Genomic DNA, 24,224 nt, shown 5'->3' on the forward strand with positions numbered 1-24,224 from the left:
GGAGATGTGGAGAAGAGACAGCGCCCGGCCTCCCATCCAGGATATGCTGAGGGGGAGGTCGGGCGGGGGAGCGGGCCGGCGCCGCAACGCCGGAATGTGTTGCAAACACATTCATGGCAAAGCTCTCAATGCGCGATGATCGGCCCGGGATGCGCGGGATCCTCGTCCACCGCGACGAAGCGCGGCAGCAGGATCTGGATCGCCGCCAGCGCGGCCAGATAAGTGAAGGCGCAGATCAGCAGCATCGGCATATAGCCGTGGCCCTTGGTCAGCGACCAGCCGGCGAACTCGATCATCGCCATGCCCGACAGATTACCCGCGAACGCGCCGATGCCAATCGCGGTGCCGACGATGCGCGCGGGAAATATGTCGGTCGTGAGTCCGAACAAATTGGTGGAGAAACCCTGATGCGCGAACAGCGCGAGGCCCAGCATCAGCGCGGCAAGCCACGCGCTCTCTATATGGACGAGCAAGGGCACCGGCAGGATGAGCAGCGCGTAGATGAGCATCGAGCTCTTGCGCGCCGCGTTGACGCTCCACCCCCGCGACATCAGCCGCGCCGGCAGGAAGCCGCCGGTGATCCCGCCCAGCGCCGCGAGCAGATAGATGAGCGCGACGGGCAGGCCGAGCGTCGCCTGCCCCATGCCGAACACGCGGTGGAAGAGATCGGGCATGAAGAAGAGCAGGAACCACCAGACCTGATCGGTCAGCGCCTTGCCGAGGATGATCGCCCATTGCCGGCGATCGGCGAGCAGCGAACGCCACGACGTCCCGGGTTCGGCCGCGTCGGCGGCGGCCGCCGCCGGCTGTTCGGGCAGGCGCACGGCGAGCCAGACCACGACCCAGACAAGCCCGAGCCCGCCGGCGACCAGGAAGGTCGCCTGCCAGCCCCACATCATCGCCATCAGCGGAATGAGCAGCGGCGTCAGGATCGCGCCGACATTGGGCGCGATGCCGCCGAGCCCGATCGCGATCGAACGTTCGCGCCCGCTGAAATGCGTGGCGGCGGTCTTGACCGCTGCGGGCGTGCCGATCGATTCCGCGACGCCGAGCACCGCGCGCACCGCGACGAACCCGCCGACCGTGCTGACCAGCGCATGCGCCATGCCGGCAAGGCTCCACACGCCGACGCCGAGCGCGAAACCGCGCCGCAGCCCGACGCGATCGATGAACCAGCCAGTGCCGAGGAACGCGATGGCGGCGGCGAACTGGAAGGCCGAGGCCATGTGGCTATATTCGAGGTCGGTCCAGTGGAACTCAGCCTGCAGCGTCGGCTTGAGCAGCGCCAATATCTGCCGGTCGACATAGTTGAGCACGATGGCGACGAAGACCAGCACCATGATCAGCCATCGCCGCCGGTCCGCCCGCTGCGCTTCACTCATCCGACAATCCTCTCCGTATGTTTGCGGATTGAGATAGCGCTGTCATACCCGAAGGGACAGCGGTTTTTCGTATCGCTCAACCGCCGCCCGGCGGCGCGGTGGAACCGCGCACGACCAGCTCGTGCGCAAGCAGGCGGCGCTCGATCGTCTCCTCGAAATCGAGCAGCAGATCGGCGGCGGCATAGCCCAGGTCGTAAATGGGCTGGCGGATGGTGGTGAGCGAGGGCCAGACGACCTGCGCCAGATCGGTATCGTCGAAGCCCGCGACCGAGAGCTGATCGGGCACCGCAATGCCTTTCCTGTGCGCCGCCGCGAGGACGCCCGCCGCAATCTCGTCGCTGCTCGCGAAGATCGCGGTGGGCGGCTTATCGAGCGCCAGCAGCTCCTCCGCCGCCGCCGCGCCCGACTGGAAATCATATTGGCCGGGGAAGACCAGGGCGGCGTCGAAGCCGATCCCCGCGCGCTGGAGCGCCTGGCGATAGCCGGTCAGGCGCTGGCCGCTCGCGAAATAATTGCTGTGGCCGGTGACCAGCCCGATGCGGCGATGGCCGAGCGAGACCAGATAGGCCGTCATGTCGTCGGCGGCCTGCACATTGTCGATATAGGCGGCCGAGGTGGCGGTGAGATCGGTACCCGGCTGGATGCGGACGACCGGGATGCGCCGTCGCTCGAGCTCGGCCAGCACAGTGCCGACGTCAGTGACCGGCGGCGTCATGATGATCCCGTCGAGCTGCGCCTGATCGATCAGCGCGCCGATATCGTCGATCAACCCCGGCGAGTTCACGTCGCAGGGCTGGACGATCATGCGGAAACCCGCCTCGCGGCAGCGCGCACCGACGCCGGCCTGCATGTTGTAGATATAATAGGGGCTGGGATTGTCGTGGATCAGCCCGATCTGGAAGGAACGCCGCCCGGCGAGGGTGCGCGCCGCAAGGCTGGGATGATAGTTCAGCCGCGCGACGGCTTCCTCGACGCGGCGGCGCGTATCGGGGCTGACATAGCGTTCCTTGTTGAGCACGCGCGACACGGTCTTGATCGACACGCCGGCCGCATCGGACACATCCTTGATCGTCACCCGGCTCATGCGCGCGCCGCCCGCCGCTTATCCGCTCCGCTCATCGACCCCCTTCCCCTGACTTGTCCTTGGCTTAGCGCCCTGGTTCAACGATCGACCTTAGCCGGAGGCTTGATCGGCTGGAAGCTGCCAAGACCACAGGTCGCGCCGCGCATCAGGCCGGGCGACATCAGCACGGTGATCGTATCGACCGAGCAGAGCTGGCTGAGCGAGGTGGCATAGGCGAAGCGCTGCTCGAACCCCAGTTGCGGGCACGGCGCGGGCAGGACGTTGCGATAGTAGGTGCGGCCGGACATCTCGAAATCGATCACGCGATCGGAACGGACGTGCGTCGCGTTGATCTGCTGGAGCGGGACGCAATCCTTCGGCGCGCCGTCCTTCGTCGCGCCGTCGGCATATTGCGCCTTCGCCTCGTCATAGGCGGCGGGATCGACGCCCTTCGATTGCGACGCGCCGCCGCCGCCCGAACTCGCCGCGCAGCCGCCGAGCAGCGTCAGCCCCGTCATCAAAGCCACGATATTGCGCATCACCCTCTCCTCTCATGCACCGGCCGGCGCCGGCGTCTTGGGCTTGTAGCGGCACAGATCCCCGACCACGCAGCGCCAGCATTCGGGCCGCCGCGCCTTGCAGACATAGCGGCCGTGGAGGATCAGCCAGTGATGCGCCCCCAGCCTGAACGGCTGGGGCACGCGCGCCTCCAGCTTCTTCTCCACCGCCAGCGGCGTCTTGCCCGGCGCCAGCCCGGTGCGGTTGCCGACGCGGAAGATATGCGTATCGACGGCGAAAGTCTCCTGCCCGAAAGCGGTGTTCATCACGACATTGGCGGTCTTGCGCCCGACGCCGGGGAGCTTTTCCAGCGCATCGCGATCGGCCGGCACACGGCCGCCATGTTCGGCGACGAGCGCTTCGGACAAGGCGATGACGTTCTTCGCCTTGGTGTTGAACAGGCCGATCGTCTTGATGTGCTGCTTCAGCGCGTCCTCGCCGAGCGCGACCATTTTCGCGGGCGTATCGACGTCGCGGAACAGCGCGCGCGTCGCCTTGTTCACCCCGGCATCGGTCGCCTGCGCAGACAGCACGACCGCGACCAGCAACGTATAGTCGTTGACGAATTCGAGCTCGGTCTCGGGCGAGGGATTGGTCTCGGCGAGCCGGCGGAAAAATTCGAAAATCTGGGTTTTATTCATGCGTGGAAGCCGCTTGCGGCCGCGCGGGAGCGGTCCGGTGCCGAACCAGCGAAGCGGGCAAACGAAGCGCTCACAGCCCGAGCACGTCGTTCATCGTGTAGCGACCGGCAGGCTTTCCGGTCAGCCAGTCGGCGGCCTTCACCGCGCCGCGCGCGAAGATGGCGCGGCTCTCGGCGCGGTGGCCGAGCTCGATCCGCTCGCCTTCGGTCGCCAGCACGACCATATGGTCGCCCGCCACCGATCCGCCGCGCAGCGAGGCATAGCCGATCGTTCCTTCCTCGCGGGCATGCGGATGCTCGCTGATCCGGTCGAAGCGGCTCAGTTCCTGCAGCGTCCTGCCCCTGCCCTTCGCCGCCGAGGCAGCGAGCAGCAGGGCCGTGCCCGAAGGTGCATCGACCTTGTGGCGATGATGCATTTCGAGGATCTCGATATCCCAGTCCGGCCCCAGCCGCGCCGTCGCCTGCTCGACCAGGCCGCGCAGCAGATTGACGCCCAGCGAGGTGTTGGCCGACTGGAGCACCGCGACCTTAGCGGCGCCCGCGTCGATCAGCGCATGATCTTCTGGCGAAAGCCCCGTGGTGCCGACGACGATCGGCGTTCCCGCCGCGACCGCCGCGTCGAGATGCGCGGGGAGCGCAGCGGGCGTCGAGAAGTCGATCAGCACGTCGGCCGCCGTGGCGAGTGCGGCAAGATCGACCGCCGGGGCGTCGCGATCGATCCCGCCGGCGATGGCGACGCCCTGCTCGGCTGCCGCCACGACGATCGCCTGCCCCATCCGTCCGCCAGCGCCCAATATGCCGATGCCCGCCATCATATGCTCCGCCCAAGATTCCTGTGTCTCCTTGGCAGATGTCTCGACGCCAAGACAGGGGTCGACGCTTTTCGAAACATTGTTCCGTTCCGGGACGGTCGCGCCGCCAAGACATTGCCTCCAAAGGCAAAGGCTGGTAAAAGGCCCGTTAACGAGGTCGCATCCGCTTGAGCGGACCCCAGTTATTTGCTCACAGGGAGTAGATTATGCGCCTCAAACTCGCTTTTGCGCTTACCGCTACCGTGCTCGCGGCCAGCGGCGCACACGCAGCCACATCGTTGATCACCACCGATGCCGGCTATACCGGCCGCGGCCTCAATCTGTCGGCCTTCGCCAATGGCAGCTACAATTTCACCTTCGGCCCGATCAACGTCGATGGCTTCACCTTCACGGCCGCTCCCGGGGGTTCGGGGGGCTATCCGGCCGGCGGTAACAGCGGCAACGGATCGGTTGTCGGCCAGGGCAGCTACGGGCTCAATGCCAACGGCTCCTTCGGCGGCGACGCGGTCTATATCGGCGTCGATTCGGGCACGGGCTATGCCCAGCTTCTCGGCACCACCGGCTACAGCCAGATGGGCTTCTTCATGAACTATGCGCCGGGCGCTGGCGATAACGCGACGATCTGGGCGCTCGATGCGGCGGGCAACGCCTTCGCCTCGTTCGACCTGACCGCGCTCGCGCCGATCTCGACGCCGGGTGGATTCAACCAGTTCCAGTTCCGCGGGATCGTGAGCGATGATCAACTGATCTACGGCCTGCGATTCGGCGGCAATTATATCCTGCTCACCGGCACCGCCGACGGCGTGCCCAATAACGGCGTTCCCGAGCCGGCGACCTGGGCGATGCTGATCGCCGGCTTCGGCATGGCGGGCAGCGCGATGCGCGTGGCGCGTCGTCGCAAGACGCTCGTTACCGCCTGATCGCGGCGTGTGATTGAATGGAGCTCGCGCGGCATGTCCGCGCGGGCCCTTTTCATGCCTGAAGATCGAGCGTCATGAACATGCTGTTGGGATCGGCGCGATAGTCGCCGAAGGGCGCGGCGGGGACAAAGCCATGGCGCGCATAGAAGGCGCGCGCCGGCGCGAAATAATCCCACGATCCGGTTTCGAGGCTGAGCCGACTCATCCCCGCCGCCCGCGCCTCGGCGATGATGTGCCGGAGCATCGCGCTTCCCGCGCCCGTCCGCCGCGCATCGGCCGCCGTATGCATCGACTTCACCTCGCCCTGCGTATCGGGGCCATGGGTATGGGGCAGCGGCTTGAGCGCGCCGACCGACAACAGGCGATCCCCCTCCCACCCCGACCAGAAGCGGATGCCGTCGCGGCGCAGCCCGTCGATGTCGAGCGCATGCGCACTCCCCGGCGCAGTTTCCGCCCGCGCGCTGCGGAGATGATGCGCGAGCAGCGCGATCACGCGCGGATCGTCGAGCCCGCCTTCCCTGATCCGGATCATACCCGAACGGACCGTGGGGCAACCGCAAGCTCCCGAGCCGATGCGCTCCGATCCCGCTCAGCCATGCGGGCTCCCCCGCCTCGTCGCCCGAACGAACATGATCGCGATGGCCGTCGCGGCGGGCATAAACCAGATCCACGCGAACAGCAGCAGCTCATATAGGGTGGCGGCGCGGAGCAGCCTGGGAGTCTCGGCCAGTTCGACCCAGAAACAGCCCCGGCCGCGACACTGGAAGCCATAAGCCTCGGGCCAGCCGATCTTGCCCGCCAGCCAGGCATAAACCAGCCCCCAGCCGAGCAGGGCGATCGTCAGCCCCATCAGAAGGAGAATGAAGCGGACGACGCCCCTTCCCTGCCGGGGGCCGCCCTCCCGAGAAAATCCGCTCAATCGCCCGCCCCCTTTGCGCCAGCCCCGTGAGACGATGCGACTGTGTCCGCTTCACGGTTTGCCGGCAAGAGCGGCGGGCCTTGCACAAATGACCCATGTCGGATCGAGCTGCCTTGCGCGCGTGCCGAGGCTGCTGTCTGATGCCGGGCATGGAGCCACCCCGCAACATCGTCATCCTGACCGGTGCCGGCATTTCGGCCGAGAGCGGGCTTGCCACCTTTCGCGGACCCGACGGGCTGTGGGAGGGCCACCGCGTCGAGGATGTCTGCACGCCCGAGGCGCTGGCGCGCGATCCGGAGACGGTGCACCGTTTCTATGACATGCGGCGCGCGGCGCTGGATACGGTTTCGCCCAATGCAGCGCATGATGCGCTGGCGCGGCTCGACGCTGCATGGCCGGGCGAGCTGCTGATCGTCACCCAGAATGTCGACGACCTGCACGAGCGCGCCGGGGCGAAACGGATGCTCCACATGCATGGCGAGTTGCGATCGGCGCTGTGCGCGGATTGCGGCGACAGGCTGGCTTGGGACGGCCCGATGGGGCCGGGCGCGGCGTGCCCCGCCTGCGATGCGCCGGCGCTCCGCCCCGACATCGTCTTCTTCGGCGAGATCCCCTACGACATGGACCGGATCGAAACGGCGCTGCGCCGCGCCGACCTGTTCGTTTCGATCGGCACCTCCGGCGCGGTCTATCCTGCCGCAGGCTTCGTCCAGACCGCGCGCCATCTGGGCGCACGGACGCTGGAGATGAACCTCGATCCCTCCGCCGGCAGCTATTTGTTCGACGAGGCGCGCATGGGCGCGGCGAGCCGGCTGGTGCCGGTCTGGGTCGACGAGATGCTTGCCGCCGCGCGCGGCTGAGGCTGCTTCACGCCATTACCGATTTGTCATCTCGATGCGCCGGCGTATCATCTTGTCTGTGGTGAATTAGTTAGCTATCTAATTACTGTGCAGCGCAGCAATCTCGAGCGCGAAGTCGCGCAACGCATGGTCCAGATCTCGAAGGCGTGGCGGCAACTGGCCGATCTCGCGCTGGTCGAGCAGCGTGTGTCGAACACCACCGGCTGGTGCCTCATCTATCTCGACCGGCTCGGCCCCGACGTCCGCCAGATCGATCTGGCGCGCGAGATCGACATCAGCCAGCCCTCGCTGGTCCGCGCGCTCGACCAGCTCGAGACCGCAGGGCTCGTCGAACGCATTCCCCATCCCGAGGACCGGCGATCCAACCAGCTGGCGCTGACCGAGGCGGGCAAGGCGCTGGTCGGCGAGATCGAAGCCAAGCTGCAGACGCTGCGCCGCATCCTGCTCGACGGCGCGAGCGACGCCGATATCGACGCGACGCTGCGCGTGCTGCGCCAGATCAACGCACGCATCGCGGCCGAACGGGCATGAACGCAGCCCGGCGATATGGCTGGCCGGCGGCGCTGTTCGCGCTCAAATGCCTGGCCGCGGCCGCGCTCGCCTTCTACGTGTCGCTGCGCATCGGGCTGGAGCGTCCCTACTGGGCCTTCCTCACCTCATTCATCGTCGCCCAGCCGCTGGCCGGCGCGGTGATCTCCAAGGCCTTCTTCCGGATCATCGGAACGATCGCGGGCGCGACGATGACAGTGATCATGGTGCCGACGCTGGTCAACGCGCCCGAGCTGCTGACCCTGGCCTTCGCAAGCTGGCTGGGGCTGTGCGTCTATATCTCGATCCTCGACCGCACGCCGCGCGCCTATATGTTCGTGCTGGCGGGCTATAGCGCCTGCATCATCGGCCTGCCGAGCGTGAACATGCCCGATCAGATCTTCAACATCGCGATCCTGCGCGTGCAGGAAATCTCGATCGGCATCGTCTGCGGCACGCTGGTCCACGGCGTCGTCCTGCCCGGATCGGTGACCGGCCTGCTGCTGTCGCGCGTGCGCGGCATATTGCGCGATGCCGAGCGCTGGTCGCGTGACGCCATCGCGATCGAGCCGGTCGACAATCTCGATGCCGAGCGGCTGCGGCTGGCGCAGGACGTGACCGAGCTCCACCAGCTTTCGATCCACCTGCCCTTCGACATTTCGCGCCTGGCCCCGCGCGTCCGCACGATCCGCGCGATGCAGGATCAGCTTTCGCTGCTCCTGCCGCTCGGCGCGGCGGTGCAGGACCGCCTCGCCAATCTGCGGCAGGAAGGCGGCATCCCGCGCGGGGTGACGGCACTGATCGCCGACGCCCGGGCCTGGCTGGCGAAGGACGACACCGACCGCACCGCGCGCGCGGACAGCTGCGCCGCGCTCCAGCAGCGCTGCGCGGCGATCGAGCCCGCCGTCAGCCCCGACATGGCGTGGCGCGACATGCTGCTGCTCAGCCTCGCCTCGCGCCTGTCCGAGTTGATGGCCGTCCACCGCGACTGCCGCGACCTGCTCGACCAGATCGTGACGCACAGCCGGCAGCCGGTGACGCCGCGCGTGGCGGAGCTGCTCGAAGGGCGACGCAACCGCGAGCTACACCGCGACCACACCGGCGCGCTGCGCGGTGCGATCTCGGCCTTTCTCACCATCGCCGTCGGATCGGCGCTGTGGATCGGCAGCGAATGGCATGACGGCGGCACGGCGGTGATGACCGGCGGCTTCTTCCTCGCGCTCTTCTCGGGCAGCGACAATCCGGTCGTACCGCTCAAGACCTTCATGCTCGGCACGCTGATCGCCTCGATCGTCGGCGCGATCTACGGATACGCGATCCTGCCCCGCATCGACGGCTTCGCGATGTTCATCGCCGCCTTCGCGCCCGCGATCCTGATCGGCGGATCGCTGCTCGCCTCGCCCCGCTATGGCGGGCTGGCGCTGGCGTCGCTGCTCGGGCTGGGAAGCCCGGCGCTGATCGCCGACCATTATGTCGATGAGTTCGCGACCTTCGCCAACGCCGCGATCGCCCAGCTCGTCGGCATCTGGTTCGCGATCACCATGGCCAGCCTGCTCCAGTCGGCCGGCGCGCAGGGCGCGATCCGGCGCACGGTGCGCGCGGGGTGGAGCGACATCGCGACGCGGAGCATCAAGATGACCCCGCCCGACCTGCGCGGCTGGATCAACCGCATGCTCGACCGGATCGCGCTGCTCGAGCCACGCCTTGCCGCGCTCGGCAACGACAGCGGATTGCCGCTCTACAATGCGCTGCGCGACCTGCGCACCGGCGTCGCGGTCGGCGAGCTGCGCCAGCTCCGCCTCGACCTGCCGCGCGATCAGGCCGAGCCGCTGGCCGAGGTGCTGCAGGGCGTCAGCAGCTATTATGGCAAGCTCGATCCCGACAGCCCCCAGCCCGCCACCCCGGCGCTGCTCCACGACATAGACGGCGCGATCGGTGAATTGTCGGGCAACGCCAGCCTCGTCGCGCGCCGCGCGGGCACGCTCGCGCTCGTCAGCCTGCGTCGCAACCTCTTCCCCGAAGCGCCCGCATACAGGAGACTGGCCGCATGACGGGGGAAGTCTTCATCGGCGGGATCTACGTCCCCACGCTGCTGGTGCTCGCGGTGATCGCGGTCGCCATCACCGCGCTGCTCACCCGCATCGCTGGCGCCTTCGCGCTCTATCGCTTCGTCGCCTATCGCGCGCTCGTCGACCTCAGCCTGTTCGTGCTGGTACTCGGCCTGCTCGCCTATCTCGTTCCGCTTCTGGGAATCCGACTATGAACCGCTTCGCCGCGGCGCTGACGCGCAGCGCCGCCACCATCGTGATCGTCACCCTCGCCATCATCGTCGCGGTGTGGATGTGGAAGCATTATGAGCGCAGCCCCTGGACGCGCGACGGCCGCGTGCGTGCGGACGTGGTGCGCGTGACCCCCGATATCGGCGGGCTCGTCACCACCGTCGCGGTGCAGGACAACCAGCCGGTGAAGGCCGGCCAGCTGCTCTTCATCATCGATCGCCCGCGCTACGAGCTGGCGCTGGCGCAGGCCGAGGCGCAGGTGGCGAGCGCGCGGGCGATACTGGGCCAGGCGCGACGCGAGGCGAAGCGCGACCTCGCGCTCGGCAATCTCGTCGCGGCCGAAGCGCATGAACAGAATGTCGCGCGCGTGGCGACCGCCGAGGCCGCGCTCGACGTTGCCCTCAACGCACGTGATTCCGCCGCGCTCAACCTCAGGCGCACCAATGTCGTCGCCTCGGTCAACGGCGTCGTCACCAACCTCGATCTCCATCCTGGCGACTATCTGGCCCCGGGCACGCAGGCGATGGCGCTGATCGACACCGACAGCCTGCGCGTCGAAGGCTATTTCGAGGAGACCAAGCTGCCCCTCGTCTGCATCGGCGCGCCGGTGACGGTGAAGCTGATGGGCGAAAAGCGCGTGCTGAAGGGCCGCGTCGACAGCATCGCCTATGGCATCAACGATGCGACGCGCAGCGATTCGGGCAATCTGCTGCCGACCGTCGACCCCACCTTTTCCTGGGTCCGCCTTGCCCAGCGCATCCCGGTGCGCGTCAAGCTGTCCGACGTGCCGGCCGACATCCGCCTGATCGCCGGGCGCACCGCGACCGTCACCGTCGAGCCGGCGGACGCCAAGACGCAGAAGCAGGGAAGCTGCCGCCATGACTAAGGCGCGCGCCAAAGCCGGGAATCCGCGCCCGGCCCCGTTCGTGTCGAGCGCAGTCGAGACACGCCCGCGCCGGGGCTTCTCGACTGCGCTCGAAGCGAACGGGGCTGTTTCAAGGGCGCGCGCTGCGCTTTCGGCTCCCCTGCTCGCGCTCGGCCTAGCGGCCTGCGTGGCGGGGCCGGACTATCATCCGCCCGAACATTCGGCGGCGACCGCGCCCTCCGCCGGCGGGCGCTTCCAGTCCGCCGCCGGGCCGATGATCGACGGCGACACGCCGCTGCCCGATCGCTGGTGGCGGCTCTACAATGATCCGAAGCTCGATGCGCTGATCGAGCAGGCGCTGGCCGCCAACACCGACCTGCGCGCCGCCGACGCCAATGTCGCGGCCGCCGAGGCCATATTGCGCGAGGCGCACGCCGGGCGGGCGATCACCACCGATCTCACCGGCGGCGGCACGCTGGCGCGGCCTTCGGGCACGGGCCAGTCGCTGCCCGGCACCGTCTCCTACGATCTGGGGCTGACCGCCGCCTATCCGCTCGACCTTTCGGGCCGCATCCGCCGCGCGATCGAGGCAAGCAGCGCCGATGCCGAGACCGCCGTCGCCGCGCGCGATTTCGTGCGGATCAGCGTCGCCGCCGCCACCGCGCGCGCCTATGCGCAAGTCTGCTCGGCCAATTATCTGCTGGGGGTCAACCGCAAGGTCGTGGCGCTCCAGCGCGACACGTTCGAGGCGACGAGGAAGCTCTATCGCGGCGGGCGCAACACCGCCTTCGACGTCAGCCGCGCACAGGCGGCGGTCGAAAGCAGCGAGGCCAATCTCCCGGCCTTCGAGGGCCAGCGCCAGACCGGCCTCTATCTGCTGGCGACATTGCTCGGCAAGCCGCCCGCCGACTATCCGAAGGAGGTCGCCGATTGCGCGGCCCTGCCCACGCTCGATCGCCCGATCCCGACAGGCGACGGCACGGCGCTGATCCGTCGCCGCCCCGACATCCGCGAGGCCGAGCGCGCAATCGCCGCCGACACCGCGCGCGTCGGCGTGGCGACCGCCGATCTCTATCCGCAGGTCAGCATCGGCGGATCGCTGGGGCTTTCCGGCCCGCTCAAGAGCTTCGCCAGCGGCAGCAGCTTCGGCTTCAGCGTCGGTCCGCTGCTCAGCTGGAGCTTCCCCAACCGCCCCGTCGTCCGCGCGCAGATCGCGCAGGCCGATGCGCGCGTGCAGGGCGATCTCGCCAATTTCGACGGCAAGGTGCTCGAAGCGCTGCGCCAGACCGAAAGCGCGCTGGAAACCTATCGCCGCGATGCCGAGCAGGCCGCAGCACTCGACCGCGCGCGCGACAGCGCCTCGCTGTCATCCGATCAGGCGGGCCGCCTGTTCCGCTTCGGGCGCGGCGATTTCCTGTCGCTGCTCGACGCCCAGCGCAGCTACGCCTCGGCCGAAGCGCTGAGCGCCAGCGCGAAGACGCAATTGCTGCAGGACCAGATCGCAATCTTCCTCGCGCTTGGCGGCGGGTGGTAAGGCTCCCTTATCCGTCATTGCGAGCAGAGCGAAGCAATCCAGTCAGATACCGGGCTCTCTGGATTGCTTCGCTCTGCTCGCAATGACGGGAAGAGTGCCTAGCTGAACAGTCCCAGCGGCCCGCGCCCGGCGGTGCTCCATGTCGTCCAGTTGGGGAAGACATAGGGCATGTCCGCCGCCGCGACGCCGTGCCACTGGGCGATCGCGCCGATATATTCCTCCTGCGCGATCGTCGGCAGCCAGCGGCCGTCGCTGTTGATGTCGTCGGGGCCGCCGAGCACGGGCTGCGGATAGGCGCCGTGGAGCGTGCGCGGGCGCAGCGCCTTGCCGACGATCAGGTGATTGCTGCCCCAGGCATGATCGGTGCCGCGCTGCGCATTGGCCTTATAGACGCGGCCGAAGTCGCTCATCGTGAAGGCAGTGACATTCTCCGACAGACCGAGCGCCTTCATCGCATTGTAGAAGCCCGCCAGCGCCATCGCGAGTTCGCCGAGCAGCCCGGCATGGCCGCCGGTCGTATTGTCCCCCGCCACCTGCGCAGAGTGCGTGTCATAACCACCCTGCGTCACGAAGAAGGTCTGGCGCGCATGGCCGAGCGTGCCCCGCGCCTCGATCATCCGCGCCACGCGGGCGAGCTGGCGCGAAACGTCGCCGGTCAGCGCCGCCCCGGTCGTCGGATTGATGAAATACTGGTCGGTCGTGCTCGCATTGCTCGTCAGCACCGTGTTGGCGGTGACGTTCTGCGCATAGGCCGAACTGATCCCCTTGCCCGTCGTATCGGTGACGGTGCCGAGCCCCGTCGTGTCGGCGAAGGCGTTGACCGCGTCGTTGGGCGCCATCGTCGCGGGGCTCGACTGGTCGCCGGTGAAGCCGTTGCGGTTGACAGTCCCCGTCGAGGGCATGATCAGCGGCGCGCTCGTCTTGCCGAGCAGCACGAGGTTGGATCCGCCGAAGGACATGAGCGAAGGCAGCATCGATGCCCCCGCGCGATCGGTCAGCCGCCCCATGAAGCCGTCATAATTGACGTCGCGCGCGCGCAGCCCCTGCCAGTGCGCCTGTTCGTCGCTATGGCTCATCAGGTTGATCGGGCGGAGATTGGGGCTCGACTGATATTGCGCCTTGGTGAGCGGCGCATAGAGGGTGCCGACATTCTGGACGATGTTGAGCCCGCCATCGTCCCACACCGCCTTCAGCGCCGCCATCGCCGGATGAAGCCCGACATCGGCACCGGCGAGCGGGACGAGCGAGGCCTGTGGCAGCGCCAGCCCCGATCCGCGCGCGGCGGCGTAAAGCGGGTAGCGCGTGTTGTCGGCGGGCACGACCATGTTCCAGCCGTCATTGCCGCCGAACAGGAAGACGCCGACCATCGCCTTGTAGCCGGGGACGGCGGCGGCCATCGCGGCGGAGCGGCCGAGCTGGACGAAGGAAGCGCACGCGCCCGCGCCGGCAAGCAGCTGGGCGAATTCGCGACGGTTGAGGTGCATGTCCATTTCCCCCTGCCTCACCGGTCGATCTGGAACAAAGGCGAGCTGCCGACGATGTAGAGCGCCATCTGCGCGCGCCGCCGCGCCTGGAGCGCGGGATCGGCGTTGGTGATCGCGTTCATCGCGGTCTTGAGCTTGTCGCGCTGCGTCGCCGTCATCGTGCGGTTGAGCAGCAGCAGGTCGATACGGTCGATCATGCCGTCGATATTGGTGCCGAAGCCTTCCCAGCCCGACCAGTCGGTGCGGCTGCCCGTCGATCCCGCGACCTGCGTCTGGATGCCGAACTCGCCGCGCGACTGATCGCCGCTGACCGTCCAGTCATAGATGAAATTGTGCCGCGCCAGAGACGACCCCGTCGTCATCAGCTTCGACGGCGGGCTGACCAGCACTTCGTTATTGGGCAGCGGATAATCGGGCGGATAGAAGTTGAAGACCGAGGGCGACCGGAACACCGCCTGCCCCATGCCCGTGTCGCGCGTGGTGAAGGCATAGCCGTCGGTCACGAAGCCCACCGCGCGCATGATGCCCGTCATCAGCAGCACCGGTTCCTTGACCTTGCCGTCGGTCGCCCCCGTCTTCGCGACGCCGCGCGCTTCGGGATCGGTCAGCACCGCGCGGATCACCGCCTTCATGTCGCCGCGCACATTCTGCCCGTTGTTGACGAAGACGTTCGCCACGCGCTGCACATAGGCGCCCGAGGGGTTGGAGGTGACGAGGTTCTGGATCAGGAACTTGGCGAAATGCGGCGGGGTCGAGGGATTGTTGAACGCGGCATCGACCACCGCATCGACGCTCTGGTCCTGCGTCGCGCCCGCCGCCACCGTCACGCCGAGGAAGGTCTTGACCGTATTGTCGTAGCGCGTCGGCGCCGGGATCATCGGCGTCTTGTAATCGCGCAGATTATAGTCGGTCGCGGCGCCGTTGTTGAGCCGCGCATAGGTCCAGCCGGTCAGCGCGCGGGCGACGGCCTTGATGTCGTCGGGCGTGTAGTTGGCGACGATCGCGCCGCTGCCGTCGCGCTTCAGCGTGCCGTCCATGTTGAGCTGGTCCGGCCCCATCGAGAAGAGCTGGAGGAATTCGCGCGCGAAATTCTCGTTGGGCGACGACTTGTTGCTGTCGGCCATGTCGAGATAGTCGCCCATATAGGGATGCAGCGCGACCTGACGGAGCAGATCGCGGAAATTGCCGAACGCGCCGGTCAGGAAGATCTGGTTGAACGAGGCGAGCCCCGCAGTGACGCTGACCTCGACATCCGACGCGACGAAAAGCTGCGAAAGCGCGAAGGCGACGCGCTGGCGCAGCTGGTCCTGATTGGCGATCGCATCGGCGTAGAAGCGCATCGCCACCTGCTCGCGCGAGAAATAGCGGCGGCTGCACCCGACCTCGGTGGCCCCGGCCCCCGTCGACGAGCAATAGTCGCGCGGCACCGCAAGCGCGGCGAGATCGGCATAGCTGCTCTGCGACTGGTTGAACTGCTCGGTGATCCAGCCGTCGACGCCAAGCTGGACCATCCGGTCGATCAGCGGCTGGGTGGCGCCGAAGCTCGCCTGCTTGGCGAGCCGCGCGGCATCGGCCGCGTCGAGCGTGGCGACCGTCGGCGTCGGCGTAGGTGCGGATGACGAGGGTGTCGGCGACGAACCGTCGCCGCCACCGCCGCCGCACGCGCCGAGCGCCAGCAAGGCCGACGCAGCAAAACCCAAGGCGAAGCCGCGCTTCGCGCCCCCGATCGTCATTCCAGCCCCCAAAGCACGCGACGCAACTCGTACCGGCGGCACTATCGCCTGCGCAGGCGATACGACGATGAAAACCTATGACTAACGCATTGTTAAATTGACGAAGCGCCCGGCCGACACGGCAGGCGGTTGGCGCATTGGATTTTTCAGTCGACCCAATCGAGCCCGATGTCGCGATAGACGCCGCGATCCTCGTCCCAATCCTCCTTCACCTTCACATGAAGGTAGAGATGGACCTTGCGGCCAAGCAGCTGCGCCAGCTCGGCGCGCGACCGGGCGCCGATCTCCTTGATCTGCTGCCCGCCCTTGCCGAGGATGATCGCACGCTGCGTCGGCCGCGCGACAAGGATCTGCTGGTGGATCTCGACCGATCCGTCATCCTGCTCGCGATACTGCTCGGTCTCGACCGCGCTCGCATAGGGCAGCTCGGCATGGAGCTGGAGATAGAGCTGCTCGCGCGTCACTTCGGCGGCGAGCATCCGGTCGGTCGCGTCGGAGACCTGATCCTCGGGGAAATGCCAGGGTCCCCTGGGCATGCGTGCGGCGAGCGCGGCCTTCAGCTCGCCAAGCCCGTCGCCGGTCGCCGCACTGACCATGAACACGTCCTCGAAGGCCAGCGCCTCGCTCAGCCGCGCGGCGTGGACCAGCAGCTTGTCCTTCGCCGAGATGTCGACCTTGTTGAGGATGAGGATCTTCGGCTCGCGCCGCTTCTTCAGCGCCTCGACGATCGTCATCACCTTGGGGCCAAGCCCGGCGCGCGAATCGACGACCAGCGCGATGAGATCGGCATCCTCGGCTCCGCCCCACGCGGCCGCGACCATCGCGCGGTCGAGCCGGCGGCGCGGCTCGAAGATGCCGGGCGTATCAACGAGCATGATCTGCGCCGTGCCTTCGATCGCCACGCCGAGCAGGCGGGTGCGCGTCGTCTGCGCCTTTGGGCTGACGATCGCGACTTTCTGCCCGACGAGCGCGTTGACGAGCGTCGACTTGCCCGCATTGGGCGCGCCGACCACGGCGACGAGGCCGCAGGACTGGGATTCGATTTCGGTCATCGAAGCGGCCATCCGCCTAAATCGGGGGCTGCGCAAGGGGCGACGGCGACGTGCCCGCCTCCGTCATTGCGAGCGCAGCGACGCAATCCAGACGATGTTCGAGGCCGGGCTGGATTGCTTCGCTGCGCTCGCAATGACGGAAAATACGCCGAAAAGCGCCTAGCCCAGCACCGCCAGCAATGCGCGCGCGGCCAGCGTTTCGGCTTCCTGCTTCGAGCTTCCCTCGGCGCTCGCCTCGCCCGCGCCCTTGATCGAGACGGTGACGGTGAAGCGCGGCGAGTGATGCGGCCCGGCGCGGCCGGTCATTTCATAGACGGGCGGCTTGCGGCGGTTGGCGGCCGCCCATTCCTGCAGCGCCGATTTCGGATGCTGGGGCGCGCGCGCCTCGGCGATCCGATCCGCCCATGCCCTGCGCACGAAGGCGTCCGCGGCATCGAAACCCGCGTCGAGATAAAGCGCGCCGATCAGCGCCTCGACCACGTCGCCCAGCACATTGTCGCTGTCGGCCGCGCCGTCGTCGCGCGCCTGCTTGCCGAGGCGCAGATGCGGGGCGACGCCCGCCGCGCGCGCCACCGCCGCGCAGGTGTCGCCCGAGACCAGCGCGTTGAGGCGGCGCGAGAGCTTGCCCTCGGGCTCGTCGGGAAAGCGTTCGTAGAGCCAGCGCGCGACGATCAGCCCGAGCACGCGATCGCCCAGAAACTCCAGCCGCTGATAATCCTCCGCCTCGCGGCTGCCATGCGTCAGCGCGCGCTCATAGAGCGCGAGATCGCCGGGGGCATGGCCAAGCGCCGCTTCCACCCATGGCGCGAGATCGGGCATCATCAAAAACCTCCTCCGATCCGGTTCCAGCGCACCGTGCCGAACCAGGTCCATGGCTTGTAGAGCAGCGCCGAGCCATCGGTCGACCAGATGACGACGAACGCGCGGCCGACGAGGTTCGCCTCGGGCACCATGCCCACGCCACCGCCCTCGCGTGCCGGATACCGGCTATCCTCGCTTCGGTCACGATTGTCGCCCATCATGAAGAGGTGACCGGCGGGCACGATGACCGGCCCGAAATCGTCGGCGGCGGTGGCGGCGATGTCGAGCGTCTCATAGCTCCGTCCGCCGGGCAGCGTCTCGCGATAGCGCGGATAGCGGCAGGCCGTCCCGCCCGGCGCCGCTTCGGTATGAAGGCGCGACAGGCAGGGGCTGTTGGACGTTTCGGGCACGACAAGGTCGGCGACGCGTGCGCGCGGCACGGCCCGGCCGTTGAGCCACAGCGCCCCGCCCCGCACTTCCACACGGTCCCCGGGCAGGCCGATCACGCGCTTGATATAGTTGATGCTGTTTCCCGGCGGCGCGCGGAAGATGACGACGTCACCCCGTGCAGGCGATCGCGCGAAATAGCGCCCCGGAAAGGGCGGCCAGCCGAACGGCAGGCTGTAGTGCGACCAGCCATAGGGCCATTTGGCGGCGAGCAGCGAATCCCCGACCAGCAGGCGCGGCTGCATCGATTCCGACGGGATCGAATAGGGCGCGACGACGAAGCTGCGCACGACGAAGACGAAGAGCGCGAGCTTGACGAGAAAGAGGATGAAGCGCCGCGTTTCGGACTGCGCGCCGGCCGGGCCGCCCGGCCTTGCCTTGAAGCGTGCCATGGCGTCGCTTTGCGGCGCGGCCTGCGCGGCGTCAATAGCGGGCGATTCGGACCAAATCGGATGTGAATCCCGCCGACAGAACGAATGTTAACCAATGGCCCGGACAGCCGCGATCGGGGTCAATCGTAAAACCGGCGAGGATCGTTACTCGACTGCATCCGATTCGGACACAAAATGTCGCCAGTCGCGCAATCTCTCGCAACTATCTGAAATCCCAAAAAAGGACAACTCACTGCATTGAAAATGAATAATTTTTAATTAACCGTCCATCGTCGGGAGAGAATGGCTGACCGGCCTGAAATCCTAACGGGGAGAATAAGATGAAACTGCTCAAACTCACGACCATGGTATCGGCGGCGGCGCTCGGCCTCTGTTCGGCCAGCAGCGCCAACGCGCTGACCATCAACCTGATCAACACCGGCGGCGTCGAAGTGGGAACCGACGCCTATTTCGGTTTCATGGTTGCCGCGAAATATTGGGAATCGGTGATCACCAACGATGTGACGCTCAACTTCCGCGTCGGCTTCACCACCTCGGGCTTCTCGTCGCCGACCGTTCTCGGCCAGGCATCGAGCGCCTCGGGCACCAAGACGCAGACCGCCTGGCGCAACGCGCTGAACGCAGGCGCGACCTCGGCGCTGGACGACAGCGTCGTCGCCAACCTGCCGACGATGAACGCCACCAACGTGCGCCTCAACAACACCGTCCAGAAGGCACTCGGCCTCTACACGGGCAACGCCAACACCGTCGATGCGACGATCACCTTCAACGCGGCGCGCGCGTTCGATTTCGACACGCGTGACGGCTTCGACGCCAGCAACCCGGCGTCGGATTTCGTCAGCGTCGCGGTCCATGAAATGGGCCACGCGCTCGGCTTCACCAGCGCCGTCTCGCAGAGCACCACCAACAACTCGACGCCGACCAACACCGACATGTTCCGCTACAAGGACGGCGCCTGGAACATCACCTGGGGCGGTTACGCCTATTTCTCGATCGACGGCGGCGCGACCGAGTTCATGAACAACGCCGGCTTCTCGTCGGGCCCGGACGGCTTCCAGACCTCACACTGGCGCGAGGGCGGCCGTATCCATGACGGCGTGAGCTGCACCCAGCTTACCGAACCGCAGGTCGGCATCCTCGATCCCACGGGCGGCATTTGCCAGGAAGGCATCGTGACGGCGCAGGATCTCGCGATCTTCGACGCGATGGGCTGGACGCTCAACGTCGATGTCCTCAACAATCTCGACTATCAGATGTCGACCTCGCAGATGATGGATCGCTTCCGCGCGTCGGTTCCCGAACCGGCGACCTGGGCGATGCTCATCGCGGGCTTCGGCATGGTCGGCGGCGCGATGCGCCGTCGCCGCTCCACGGTCGCCTTCGCCTGATCGAACGACGGGGCGCCGCCGGCATCATTGCCGGCGGCGCCCTTTCACCCCTATGCTGGCGGTTCCATGCTGATCCTGATCGCCCTTCTCGCTCAGGCCGCCCAGCCGGCCATCCCGTTGTCGCCCGCGCAACGCCGGGTGCTCGAGCGCGACGTCGCCTGTCCCGCCAGCCTGCCCAGCGACGAAGCCCGAATCGCGTCGATGAAGCGCTTCATCAATCGCTATGCGCTCTACGCGCCGCGCTCGACGATCAACGAACGCCTCGCCTTTCGCGACCGCGTGCTCGCGCGCAAGCGCTGCCCCGCAACCGACAGCGAGCTGATCCACACCTTTCCCGAAAGTTGAGCCTTTCGCGGCGCCGCGCATGGGGTTGCAGCAGGCACGCGGCATCCCCAACTTTATCCCGTTAACAGCCGTTTCGCAGTCGGCTTTTGGTTGACAACAGCCAGCGACTCCCGTAGCGGACCTGCTTTCCGCGCTGGGCATCCCGGCGCGGCGACCAGCTTTGAAGAAGTGATGAGGGCCATGTTCGCAGTCGTGCGCACGGGCGGCAAGCAGTATCGCGTTGCCGCAGGAGACAAGATCGTCGTTGAGAAGCTTGCCGGTGAGGCAGGCGATACCGTCGCGCTGGGCGACGTTCTGCTCGCGGGCGAAGGCGGTGAGCTGAAGCCGACCGCCGGGCTGACCGTGTCGGCCGAGATCATCGCGCAGGCGAAGGGCGAGAAGGTCATCGTCTTCAAGAAGCGCCGTCGTCACAACTATCGTCGTCGCAACGGCCACCGCCAGCAGCACACGATCCTGAAGATCCTCACCATCGGCGGCGAAGCCAAGAAGAAGGCTGCGCCCAAGAAGGCCGAAGCCGCGCCCGTCGAAGCGCCGGCCGCCGACAAGGAGTAACGAACAATGGCACATAAGAAAGCAGGCGGTTCGTCGCGCAACGGTCGTGACTCGGCCGGTCGTCGCCTTGGCGTGAAGAAGTTCGGCGGCCAGGAAGTTGTCGGCGGCAACATCATCGTCCGTCAGCGCGGCACCCGCGTCTATCCGGGCCGCAATGTCGGCATCGGCAAGGACCACACCCTGTTTGCGCTTACCGAAGGCCGCGTGACGTTCCACGACGGCAAGCTCGGCCGCAAATATGTGTCCGTGGATATTATGGCCGAAGCGGCCGAATAAGGCGTCCTTGATCGGGTCGCCTCTGGGGCGACCCGAAAGCCTGCTGCGGCAGGTGACGAGGGAGACGGGTAGCCCCGGCTCCCTTTTTTCATATCTCCCTCACGCCCTGTCGCGTCGCTGTCATCGCCCTCGGGCAATGGCCGCGCAAAAATGGAGAGAGATATGTTCGCGCGTACCGACAGATTGCTGTTGCGGCCCGGCTGGGCCGAGGATGCCCCGGCGCTGTTCCGGGCGATCGCCGACGAGGCCATCGTCCGCAACCTCGCCCGCGCGCCCTGGCCCTATCGCGTCACCGATGCCGAGGATTTCCTCGCGATCGACCATGATCCGCGCTTTCCTGCCTGCCTGATGTTCGCGCGCACGGCGGGGTCGCCGCGCCTTGTCGGCGGCGTCGGGCTTCATGCCGACGAGGACGGCAACCCCGCGCTCGGCTATTGGGTGGCGCGCCCCTATTGGGGGCTGGGCTATGCGACCGAGGGAGCAAGCGCGCTGCTCGCCGCCGCGCGCCATACGCTGCGCCTCTCCCCGGTCGGCGCCTGGCACTTCATCGACAACCCCGCCTCGGGCCGCGTGCTCCGCAAGCTGGGCTTCGAGGCGACGGGCAAGGTCGCCGAACGCCACAGCATCGGGCGCGGCGGCGCGTCGGCATGCGCGCTCTACCGCGAGGCCAACGACGCCGGCGGCGCGGACGACGACGGCGATTCGATGCGCCCGCGCGCGGCAGCCTGAGACCCAGCGAAAAGGGGCGGCCGTCCTGCGACGGCCGCCCCCTTCCTTTACTTCCTTTACGGCAAAGCCCTGGCGCGATCAGGCCGCCTGCGGCATCACCGCGTCGCTATAGGCGCTGTCTGCAAGCCTGATCAGCTTGCGATCGTCATGGTTCCATGGGTGGAAGCCCGGCATGAAGTAGGACAGCCAGGCCGGGATCATCCGCCGCACCACGCCCGGATTGCCGAGCAGATACCAGGCCAGCCCCCACTTCGCCTTCGCGCCGGTGATCCCGTCCTGCCGCAGCAGTTCGAGCGTGCCCTGGATGCGGTGGACCCAGAAATTGCGGCTGACGAGCAGCATCATGATCGACTTGACCTTCCACCGCTTCCACCGGCTCCAGTCACGCGTGGCGTGCATCCAGGTGTCGAACGCGACGCCCTTATGCTCGATCTCCTCGATCGCGTGCCATTTCCACATATTGGCGATCTCGGGATCGGCGCCCTTGAACAGATCGCCCTTGAGCATCATCGACGCCATCATCGCCGTATAATGCTCCAGCGCCATGGTGACGGCGAGGTTGAGGATCTGCGGGCGATCCTTGGTCATCTCCAGCGTCTCGGCGACATGGCGCTCGAGGTCGCTGATGTCGTAGCCCGCGTCCGACACGCGCTTGTTGAAGGCGACATGCTCGCGACTGTGCATCACTTCCTGCATGACGAACGCCTTGATCTCGCGATCGAGCTTGTCGGGCGCGCCGTCGCGGAAGGCCTTCACCGATTCGATGAAGAAAGCCTCGCCGCGCGGGAAAGTAACCGAAAGCGCGTTGTGAAATGCCGACCCTATGGGATCGCCATTCAACCACCAGCGCTTTTGCGCCAGACCGCGTCCGAAACGACGGTCGCGCGGAGTAATCGTCAAGTCTGCGGGAGTTTTTGCCTGTGACATGCTATCCGCTCCGATTCGTTGGACACAGAATGATTGTTACTTACATCAATGTCAACAATTCGCAAACGCCTGTCCCCCGAGGAAAGCCGCGCCACTGCGCTTGAGGCTGCGCGCGCGCTGCTGATCGAGGCCGGCCCACAGGCCGTGACGCTGAAGGCCGTCGCCGCGCGGATCGGGCGGACGCACGCCAATCTCCTGCATCATTTCGGCTCGGCAGCGGGGCTCCAGCGCGCGCTGGCCGAGCATCTGGCCGAAACGGTGACGATGACGATCGGCGCGGCCGTGATGCGCCAGCGCGCCGGCGAGGAAGACCCGCGCGAGATCGTCGACATGACCTTCGACGCCTTCGACAAGGGCGGCGCGGGCGCCCTCGCCTCGTGGATGATCCTGTCAGGCAGCCATGACGCGCTCGATCCGATCCTCGACGCCATTCACCGGCTGGTCGACGACCTGGCGCGCGATCGCCAGCGCAGCCACGACGACGTTGCGGAAAAGACCCTGTCGCTGGTGCTGATGGCACTGGGCGACGCCCTGCTCGGCGCGCCGATGGCCCGCGCGCTCGGGCTGAAGCGCGAAACGGCGCGCGGGCTGGCGCTGCGCCAGCTCGAGGACGGCGCGCCAGGGCTAGGCACCGAAGACGTTGTGGCCTAGGCGCGCGCCATGCATTTTCTGGATCAGGCAAAAATCTTCGTCCGTTCGGGCGCGGGCGGCCCGGGGGCCGTCAGCTTCCGGCGCGAGAAGTTCATCGAATATGGCGGCCCCGACGGCGGCAACGGCGGCAAGGGCGGCGACATCGTGTTCGAGGCGGTCGCCGGGCTCAATACGCTGATAGACTTCCGCTACACCCAGCATTTCCGCGCGCGGCGCGGCAGCGGCGGATCGGGATCGAACCGCACCGGTGCGGGCGGCCCCGATCTCGTCATCAAGGTGCCCGTCGGCACGCAGGTGCTGAGCGAGGACAAGGAGCATGTGCTGGCCGACTTCACGCGCGCCGGCCAGCGCGTCGTCTTCCTCAAGGGCGGCGACGGTGGGCGCGGCAACGCCAGCTACAAGACGTCGACCAATCGCGCGCCGCGCCAGCACGGCACCGGCTGGCCCAACGAGGAAGCCTGGGTGTGGCTGCGGCTGAAGCTGCTCGCCGACGCCGGACTCGTCGGCCTGCCCAACGCCGGCAAGTCGACCTTCATCAACGCCGTGACCAACGCCAACGCCAAGGTCGGCGACTATGCCTTCACCACCACGCGCCCGCAGCTCGGCGTGGTCAGCCACCGCGACCGCGAGTTCGTGATCGCCGACATCCCCGGATTGATCGAGGGCGCGGCCGACGGCGCCGGGATCGGCGACCGTTTCCTGGGCCATATCGAGCGCTGCCAGGTGCTGCTCCACCTCGTCGATGCGCATGGCGAGGATCCGGTCGAGGCCTATCGCATCGTCCGCCACGAGCTCGAGCAATATGGCGCCGGGCTTGTCGAAAAGCCCGAGATCATCGCGCTCAACAAGGCCGACCTGCTCGACGAGGAACTGACCGCGGCGCTTACCGCCGAGCTTGAGGAAGCGAGCGGCGCCGAAGTGCTGCCGATGTCGGGCGCGACGGGCATGGGCATTGACAAGGTGCTCGATCGCCTGATCGACGCGATCAAGCCGACGGAGACCCCCGACGAAGAGGAAGACGGCCCGGCCGAATGGTCGCCGCTGTGAGGGGATTGACTGCGGTCGCATGCCTCTCCCTCGCTGGGAG

27 protein-coding genes are annotated in these 24,224 nt (G+C 67.3%); 14 read left to right on the forward strand and 13 right to left on the reverse strand.

Annotated elements, in window-relative coordinates:
* Window positions 1-125 precede the first annotated feature (125 nt).
* The 5 genes from AC3WT0_RS07065 to dapB form a co-directional block, all read right to left on the reverse strand.
* Window positions 126-1,382 carry an MFS transporter gene (locus tag AC3WT0_RS07065; protein ID WP_492752570.1) on the reverse strand — a complete coding sequence of 419 codons (1,257 nt, stop codon included), beginning with the start codon at window positions 1,380-1,382 and terminating at the stop codon, window positions 126-128.
* A gap of 76 nt (window positions 1,383-1,458) precedes the next feature.
* Window positions 1,459-2,466: a LacI family DNA-binding transcriptional regulator gene (locus AC3WT0_RS07070; protein ID WP_492752573.1), complete on the reverse strand. Its 1,008-nt coding sequence runs from the start codon at window positions 2,464-2,466 to the stop codon at window positions 1,459-1,461.
* A 77-nt stretch (window positions 2,467-2,543) separates the two neighbouring features.
* Window positions 2,544-2,984 (reverse strand): hypothetical protein, encoded by a 441-nt coding sequence (locus AC3WT0_RS07075; protein WP_492752575.1) that lies wholly within the window; start codon window positions 2,982-2,984, stop codon window positions 2,544-2,546.
* A 12-nt stretch (window positions 2,985-2,996) separates the two neighbouring features.
* On the reverse strand, window positions 2,997-3,644 hold the full coding sequence (gene nth / locus AC3WT0_RS07080; RefSeq protein WP_492752576.1) for an endonuclease III: 648 nt from the start codon (window positions 3,642-3,644) through the stop codon (window positions 2,997-2,999).
* A 70-nt stretch (window positions 3,645-3,714) separates the two neighbouring features.
* Window positions 3,715-4,455 (reverse strand): 4-hydroxy-tetrahydrodipicolinate reductase, encoded by a 741-nt coding sequence (gene dapB / locus AC3WT0_RS07085; RefSeq protein WP_492752578.1) that lies wholly within the window; start codon window positions 4,453-4,455, stop codon window positions 3,715-3,717.
* 206 nt (window positions 4,456-4,661) lie between these two features.
* On the opposite strand from dapB, the gene AC3WT0_RS07090 reads away from it, so the two are divergent.
* Entirely contained in the window at window positions 4,662-5,375 is a 714-nt protein-coding gene (locus AC3WT0_RS07090; protein WP_492752581.1) for a PEPxxWA-CTERM sorting domain-containing protein, read from the forward strand.
* A 52-nt stretch (window positions 5,376-5,427) separates the two neighbouring features.
* Here the strand turns inward: AC3WT0_RS07090 and AC3WT0_RS07095 are convergent, their stop codons facing one another.
* A complete protein-coding gene (locus AC3WT0_RS07095) occupies window positions 5,428-5,907 on the reverse strand; it encodes a GNAT family N-acetyltransferase (protein WP_492752582.1) in 480 nt (159 codons plus the stop codon).
* A 57-nt stretch (window positions 5,908-5,964) separates the two neighbouring features.
* A complete protein-coding gene (locus AC3WT0_RS07100; protein ID WP_492752584.1) occupies window positions 5,965-6,294 on the reverse strand; it encodes a hypothetical protein in 330 nt (109 codons plus the stop codon).
* 149 nt (window positions 6,295-6,443) lie between these two features.
* On the opposite strand from AC3WT0_RS07100, the gene AC3WT0_RS07105 reads away from it, so the two are divergent.
* From AC3WT0_RS07105 to AC3WT0_RS07130, 6 genes are all read left to right on the forward strand, one after another.
* Complete coding sequence (locus AC3WT0_RS07105; protein WP_492752586.1) at window positions 6,444-7,154, forward strand: NAD-dependent deacylase; 711 nt, start codon at window positions 6,444-6,446, stop codon at window positions 7,152-7,154.
* Between the two features lie 126 nt (window positions 7,155-7,280).
* On the forward strand, window positions 7,281-7,685 hold the full coding sequence (locus AC3WT0_RS07110) for a MarR family winged helix-turn-helix transcriptional regulator (RefSeq protein WP_492752587.1): 405 nt from the start codon (window positions 7,281-7,283) through the stop codon (window positions 7,683-7,685).
* Window positions 7,682-9,733, forward strand: coding sequence for an FUSC family protein (locus AC3WT0_RS07115; protein ID WP_492752589.1), 2,052 nt, complete (start codon window positions 7,682-7,684; stop codon window positions 9,731-9,733). The genes AC3WT0_RS07110 and AC3WT0_RS07115 overlap by 4 nt, the downstream gene beginning before the upstream one ends.
* The gene (locus tag AC3WT0_RS07120) at window positions 9,730-9,945 is read left to right on the forward strand and encodes a DUF1656 domain-containing protein (protein ID WP_492752590.1); all 216 of its coding nucleotides are present in this window, start codon (window positions 9,730-9,732) and stop codon (window positions 9,943-9,945) included. Before AC3WT0_RS07115 ends, AC3WT0_RS07120 begins: the two co-directional genes overlap by 4 nt.
* Window positions 9,942-10,847 (forward strand): efflux RND transporter periplasmic adaptor subunit, encoded by a 906-nt coding sequence (locus tag AC3WT0_RS07125; RefSeq protein ID WP_492752591.1) that lies wholly within the window; start codon window positions 9,942-9,944, stop codon window positions 10,845-10,847. Before AC3WT0_RS07120 ends, AC3WT0_RS07125 begins: the two co-directional genes overlap by 4 nt.
* Window positions 10,840-12,360: an efflux transporter outer membrane subunit gene (locus AC3WT0_RS07130; RefSeq protein WP_492752593.1), complete on the forward strand. Its 1,521-nt coding sequence runs from the start codon at window positions 10,840-10,842 to the stop codon at window positions 12,358-12,360. Before AC3WT0_RS07125 ends, AC3WT0_RS07130 begins: the two co-directional genes overlap by 8 nt.
* A 98-nt stretch (window positions 12,361-12,458) precedes the next feature.
* Here the strand turns inward: AC3WT0_RS07130 and AC3WT0_RS07135 are convergent, their stop codons facing one another.
* From AC3WT0_RS07135 to lepB, 5 genes are all read right to left on the reverse strand, one after another.
* A complete protein-coding gene (locus tag AC3WT0_RS07135) occupies window positions 12,459-13,844 on the reverse strand; it encodes a DUF1501 domain-containing protein (RefSeq protein ID WP_492752597.1) in 1,386 nt (461 codons plus the stop codon).
* 17 nt (window positions 13,845-13,861) lie between these two features.
* The gene (locus AC3WT0_RS07140) at window positions 13,862-15,577 is read right to left on the reverse strand and encodes a DUF1800 domain-containing protein (RefSeq protein WP_492752599.1); all 1,716 of its coding nucleotides are present in this window, start codon (window positions 15,575-15,577) and stop codon (window positions 13,862-13,864) included.
* A 146-nt stretch (window positions 15,578-15,723) separates the two neighbouring features.
* Window positions 15,724-16,629 carry a GTPase Era gene (gene era / locus AC3WT0_RS07145; protein WP_492752602.1) on the reverse strand — a complete coding sequence of 302 codons (906 nt, stop codon included), beginning with the start codon at window positions 16,627-16,629 and terminating at the stop codon, window positions 15,724-15,726.
* A 159-nt stretch (window positions 16,630-16,788) separates the two neighbouring features.
* Window positions 16,789-17,448: a ribonuclease III gene (gene rnc, locus AC3WT0_RS07150; RefSeq protein WP_492752917.1), complete on the reverse strand. Its 660-nt coding sequence runs from the start codon at window positions 17,446-17,448 to the stop codon at window positions 16,789-16,791.
* A gap of 2 nt (window positions 17,449-17,450) precedes the next feature.
* Window positions 17,451-18,269, reverse strand: coding sequence for a signal peptidase I (gene lepB / locus AC3WT0_RS07155; protein ID WP_492752605.1), 819 nt, complete (start codon window positions 18,267-18,269; stop codon window positions 17,451-17,453).
* A gap of 320 nt (window positions 18,270-18,589) precedes the next feature.
* Here lepB and AC3WT0_RS07160 point away from each other — a divergent pair, with 320 nt between their 5' ends.
* The 5 genes from AC3WT0_RS07160 to AC3WT0_RS07180 all read left to right on the forward strand — a co-directional run bounded on the left by AC3WT0_RS07160 (window position 18,590) and on the right by AC3WT0_RS07180 (window position 21,559).
* Window positions 18,590-19,657: an NF038122 family metalloprotease gene (locus tag AC3WT0_RS07160; RefSeq protein WP_492752607.1), complete on the forward strand. Its 1,068-nt coding sequence runs from the start codon at window positions 18,590-18,592 to the stop codon at window positions 19,655-19,657.
* A gap of 66 nt (window positions 19,658-19,723) precedes the next feature.
* Window positions 19,724-20,002: a hypothetical protein gene (locus AC3WT0_RS07165; protein WP_492752608.1), complete on the forward strand. Its 279-nt coding sequence runs from the start codon at window positions 19,724-19,726 to the stop codon at window positions 20,000-20,002.
* Between the two features lie 180 nt (window positions 20,003-20,182).
* The gene (gene rplU, locus AC3WT0_RS07170) at window positions 20,183-20,554 is read left to right on the forward strand and encodes a 50S ribosomal protein L21 (RefSeq protein ID WP_492752609.1); all 372 of its coding nucleotides are present in this window, start codon (window positions 20,183-20,185) and stop codon (window positions 20,552-20,554) included.
* Window positions 20,555-20,560: 6 nt separating this feature from the next.
* Window positions 20,561-20,830 carry a 50S ribosomal protein L27 gene (rpmA, locus tag AC3WT0_RS07175; protein WP_492752611.1) on the forward strand — a complete coding sequence of 90 codons (270 nt, stop codon included), beginning with the start codon at window positions 20,561-20,563 and terminating at the stop codon, window positions 20,828-20,830.
* 162 nt (window positions 20,831-20,992) lie between these two features.
* Window positions 20,993-21,559, forward strand: a complete 567-nt coding sequence (locus tag AC3WT0_RS07180) for a GNAT family N-acetyltransferase (RefSeq protein ID WP_492752613.1) — start codon at window positions 20,993-20,995, stop codon at window positions 21,557-21,559.
* 78 nt (window positions 21,560-21,637) lie between these two features.
* On the opposite strand, the gene AC3WT0_RS07185 is transcribed toward AC3WT0_RS07180, so the two are convergent.
* A complete protein-coding gene (locus tag AC3WT0_RS07185; protein ID WP_492752614.1) occupies window positions 21,638-22,486 on the reverse strand; it encodes a metal-dependent hydrolase in 849 nt (282 codons plus the stop codon).
* Between the two features lie 48 nt (window positions 22,487-22,534).
* On the opposite strand from AC3WT0_RS07185, the gene AC3WT0_RS07190 reads away from it, so the two are divergent.
* Both AC3WT0_RS07190 and obgE read left to right on the forward strand, forming a co-directional pair.
* On the forward strand, window positions 22,535-23,137 hold the full coding sequence (locus AC3WT0_RS07190; protein ID WP_492752616.1) for a TetR/AcrR family transcriptional regulator: 603 nt from the start codon (window positions 22,535-22,537) through the stop codon (window positions 23,135-23,137).
* Window positions 23,138-23,146: 9 nt separating this feature from the next.
* The gene (gene obgE, locus AC3WT0_RS07195; protein ID WP_492752618.1) at window positions 23,147-24,184 is read left to right on the forward strand and encodes a GTPase ObgE; all 1,038 of its coding nucleotides are present in this window, start codon (window positions 23,147-23,149) and stop codon (window positions 24,182-24,184) included.
* Window positions 24,185-24,224: the final 40 nt, after the last annotated feature.

The organism is Sphingomonas sp. EU05-FHT14C10 (assembly GCF_058790595.1).